This window comes from Microcystis sp. LE19-10.1B, from assembly GCF_027530565.1.
In the GTDB taxonomy this organism is placed as follows: Bacteria; Cyanobacteriota; Cyanobacteriia; order Cyanobacteriales; family Microcystaceae; genus Microcystis; species Microcystis aeruginosa.
On sequence record NZ_JAPZQM010000624.1, the window covers coordinates 1 to 3,193 of the forward strand.

The window sequence follows — 3,193 nt, forward strand, 5'->3', positions numbered from 1 at the left end:
GTTTTTTAAATTTTTTTAATATAATCCCCTGCGTAAAAATAATTTTGTTTTTTTTAAAAAATTATCGCGTGTTTTTGGGTTTTGGGGGGTTGGGGTGTGGGGGTGGGGGGTGGGGGGTGTGGGGTGTGGGGTGTGGGGAGAAGGGAGAAGGGAGAGGGGAGATGGGGTGTGGGGAGAAAAAAGCTGATAACTGATCACTGATAACTGATCACTGATAACTGATAACTGGTTATGAACCATTCTTGACACCCCCTAGTCTAAAGGGACAAGTAGCTAGGGGTGAGGGGAATGATCGAGGTGATAACCGATAAGCAAACAAGTGTGAGCGATCGAGAGTTAATCTTAAAATGTCAAAGGGGTGATCGGGGTGCTTTTCGTCACCTTTACCGTCTTTATCAACCAAAAATCCGCTCTACTCTCTATCAACTCTGTGGAAGGGAATTCCTAGAGGATTTTGTCCAAGAGGTATTTTTAAGACTGTGGCGCGGGTTGCCGAAATTGCGTTCACCTGAATACTTTTCCACTTGGGTTTATCGGATCACTTGGAATGTGGCGATCGATGGTCGGCGACAATTAGCCAAAAGACAAATGAGGATGGCCAAAAGCACTGATGAGGAAAACTCCCTTGATAGCGAATCCCGTCCCCAAGATAGTCCCGATTTGATGCAATTGCATTATGAGGATGTGGTCCGACAAGGGTTAGAAATTCTCAGTTTAGAACATCGCGCTGTCCTTGTCCTTCACGATCTAGAGGACTTACCCCAAAAGGAAATCGCTCAAATCTTAGAAATTCCCCTCGGTACGGTGAAATCACGTCTTTATTATGCGCGTAAAACCATGGGTCAATTTTTGCAAAAACAAGGAGTTATCTAATGTCCCCAGAAGATGACAAAGTGGTTAATTTTCTGCGTCGCTATCGTCCATCGCTGCCACCTCGACCGATAGATGAAGAAGAACAGTTAATGCAAATGATTAGGGGAGAAAGGCCGGTAACTCGCCCAAAATCCCTGCCTTTATTGGGGTGGATAACTGGTATTACTGCCTTATCGGTGCTGATTGTTGGTTCCTATCGTTGGTTTCATCCTTATCCACAACTGGGCCAAATTTCCGACGAGCAGTTGGAAGCTTTTTTAGTGGAGAGTTGGAACCATAGCATCGCTCCACCGATTGCTGCTCCTAGCGTTTATAGTTCCCCTTGGATGACCTTAAACGAGCCTCAACTCACCTATTCTACCTATAATCCTTAATTTCTTTGTCAAGGTCAATTATGTACTTTTCTACTGTCTCGATTCTCGGCACAACCATGGTTTTAACTCTGGCCGCTAACTTGGCCCCAAGTGCCACTGTGCTATCCTATCCCCAAGATCGTCTATTTATCGCTCAAACTAGCTCTCCCCAGCGTCCTGAGAGTCGTCGAATGAATAATTCTCGAGAAAGACTAATCGAACAATTAAACCTTACCGATGACCAAAAGTCGAAAATTGCCGCTATTCGTCAGAAATATCAGGAAAAAACCAAACAGTTGCGAGAAACCATTAGAAACAACGAACAAGAATTAAATAGTTTATTATCGAATAATGCCTCCGATCGAGATATCCGTGCTAAACATCAGCAAATCTCTCGCAATCGCCAAGAAATCAGTAACCTGCAATTTGAGAGTTTTTTGGAAATTCGTCAAGTGTTGACTCCCGCTCAAAGAACGGAATTTTCCCAATTAATGCAGGAACGTTGCCCTAATTCCCGCAATTGTGGGCGACAATAATTCCCATCAGTGCCGATTAAGATCGAATTTGATTCCGATACATTAGAAAAACGCCAAGGATGGGTTACTACCCCATCCTCAACTTATCATTTACTGATCAATTATCGTTTCCAAGTGACTTTTGGTAGGATATGATTCATATCTACCCGGTCTCTGTACTTGGTGGCGAAGTTCAAGAGGGAATCGAGGAGAGAATCGGAGAGATAGTGAGGTTGTAGGCCTAGATCGAGTAATTTTGTGTTTTTAGCGTTAAAATAATGTTCCTCTAACTCGATGCGCGGGTTGTCAAGATTGTTAATCTCCACATTTAACCCTAACGCAGAACCAGCTTTTTTCACCATCAGTGCCAAGTCACCGACGCTAAACAGTTCGGTAAATTGGTTAAAAACGCGAAATTCCCCCGATTGAGCGGGATTGGCGATCGCTAATTCCAAACAACCCACGGTATCGCGGATATCTAAAAATCCCCGCGTTTGGCCACCTTTACCGTACACTGTTAGGGGATGACCGATCGCCGCTTGAATACAAAAACGGTTTAAAGCAGTACCAAAAACCCCATCGTAATCGAGACGGTTAATTAACATCTCATCCATTCCCGTTTCTTCGGTGAGGACTCCATAAACCACCCCTTGATTGAGATCTGTGGCTTTTAAACCCCACATCCGACAGGCAAAATGGATATTATGGCTATCGTGGACTTTGCTGAGATGGTACATACTACCGGGCTGTTTGGGATAGGGTAAAGTATCCTTACGACCGTGATGTTCGATCGTGATGTAGCCTTCTTCAATATCTATATTCGGTGTGCCATACTCACCCATGGTTCCCAGTTTTACTAGGTGCGCTTCGGGAAATTCCTCTTTCATCGCATAGAGGATGTTTAAATTGCCAACCACGTTGTTAACTTGGGTTAAAACTGCGTGTTCGCGATCGATCATGGAGAAGGGTGCAGATCTCTGTTCTCCAAAGTGAACAATCGCATCCGGTTGAAACTGTCGCAGGGATTGAATCAGAAAGTCGTAGTCATTAATATCCCCGACAAAAAGATCGATCGATTTTCCCGTTAGATCTTGCCAGCGTTGAATCCGATGAGATATGGGTGCGATCGGTGTTAAGGTATCGCAGCCTAATTGTAAGTCCCAATAGCGACGAACTAAACTATCAAGTATGCCTACTTCGTAACCTCTATTTGATAGATGGAGTGCCGTTGCCCAACCACAATAGCCGTCTCCGCCAATAACCAAAACTCTCATACAATATCTGTAAAGTTTATATACTCGTCTTTGGTAACTCTAGCAGTTTTGTGTCACGCTTTACCAGTTTAATCCCCCTGAACATAGCGGGGTGTGGGGTGTGGGGTGTGGGGTGTGGGGGGATGGGGCAATGGGGTAATGGGGTTTTAGCTTGAGGGTCTAGGGGTGGTGGTGTGTG

5 protein-coding genes are annotated in these 3,193 nt (G+C 44.6%); 3 read left to right on the plus strand and 2 right to left on the minus strand.

Going from position 1 to position 3,193, the window contains the following annotated elements; all coding sequences use genetic code 11:
* Positions 1-15: 15 nt before the first annotated feature.
* Positions 16-240 (minus strand): hypothetical protein, encoded by a 225-nt coding sequence (locus O9332_RS22465; RefSeq protein WP_288027505.1) that lies wholly within the window; start codon positions 238-240, stop codon positions 16-18.
* A 48-nt stretch (positions 241-288) separates the two neighbouring features.
* Between O9332_RS22465 and O9332_RS22470 the strand changes: the two genes are divergently transcribed.
* From O9332_RS22470 to O9332_RS22480, 3 genes are read left to right on the plus strand one after another with little or no spacing between them, the layout of a single operon-like run.
* On the plus strand, positions 289-873 hold the full coding sequence (locus O9332_RS22470; RefSeq protein ID WP_288027507.1) for a sigma-70 family RNA polymerase sigma factor: 585 nt from the start codon (positions 289-291) through the stop codon (positions 871-873).
* A complete protein-coding gene (locus O9332_RS22475; RefSeq protein WP_002758138.1) occupies positions 873-1,247 on the plus strand; it encodes a hypothetical protein in 375 nt (124 codons plus the stop codon). The genes O9332_RS22470 and O9332_RS22475 overlap by 1 nt, the downstream gene beginning before the upstream one ends.
* 20 nt (positions 1,248-1,267) lie before the next feature.
* Positions 1,268-1,762 carry a Spy/CpxP family protein refolding chaperone gene (locus O9332_RS22480; protein ID WP_002758140.1) on the plus strand — a complete coding sequence of 165 codons (495 nt, stop codon included), beginning with the start codon at positions 1,268-1,270 and terminating at the stop codon, positions 1,760-1,762.
* A gap of 101 nt (positions 1,763-1,863) precedes the next feature.
* On the opposite strand, the gene O9332_RS22485 is transcribed toward O9332_RS22480, so the two are convergent.
* Positions 1,864-3,015, minus strand: a complete 1,152-nt coding sequence (locus O9332_RS22485; protein WP_002758141.1) for an NAD-dependent epimerase/dehydratase family protein — start codon at positions 3,013-3,015, stop codon at positions 1,864-1,866.
* Between the last annotated feature and the right edge of the window lie 178 nt (positions 3,016-3,193).

Coding starts and splice junctions, on each gene's coding strand:
- O9332_RS22465 (WP_288027505.1), bottom strand. CDS start 240: ATGGTTCATAACCAGTTATCAGTTATCAGTGATCAGTTATCAGTGATC.
- O9332_RS22470 (WP_288027507.1), top strand. CDS start 289: ATGATCGAGGTGATAACCGATAAGCAAACAAGTGTGAGCGATCGAGAG.
- O9332_RS22475 (WP_002758138.1), top strand. CDS start 873: ATGTCCCCAGAAGATGACAAAGTGGTTAATTTTCTGCGTCGCTATCGT.
- O9332_RS22480 (WP_002758140.1), top strand. CDS start 1,268: ATGTACTTTTCTACTGTCTCGATTCTCGGCACAACCATGGTTTTAACT.
- O9332_RS22485 (WP_002758141.1), bottom strand. CDS start 3,015: ATGAGAGTTTTGGTTATTGGCGGAGACGGCTATTGTGGTTGGGCAACG.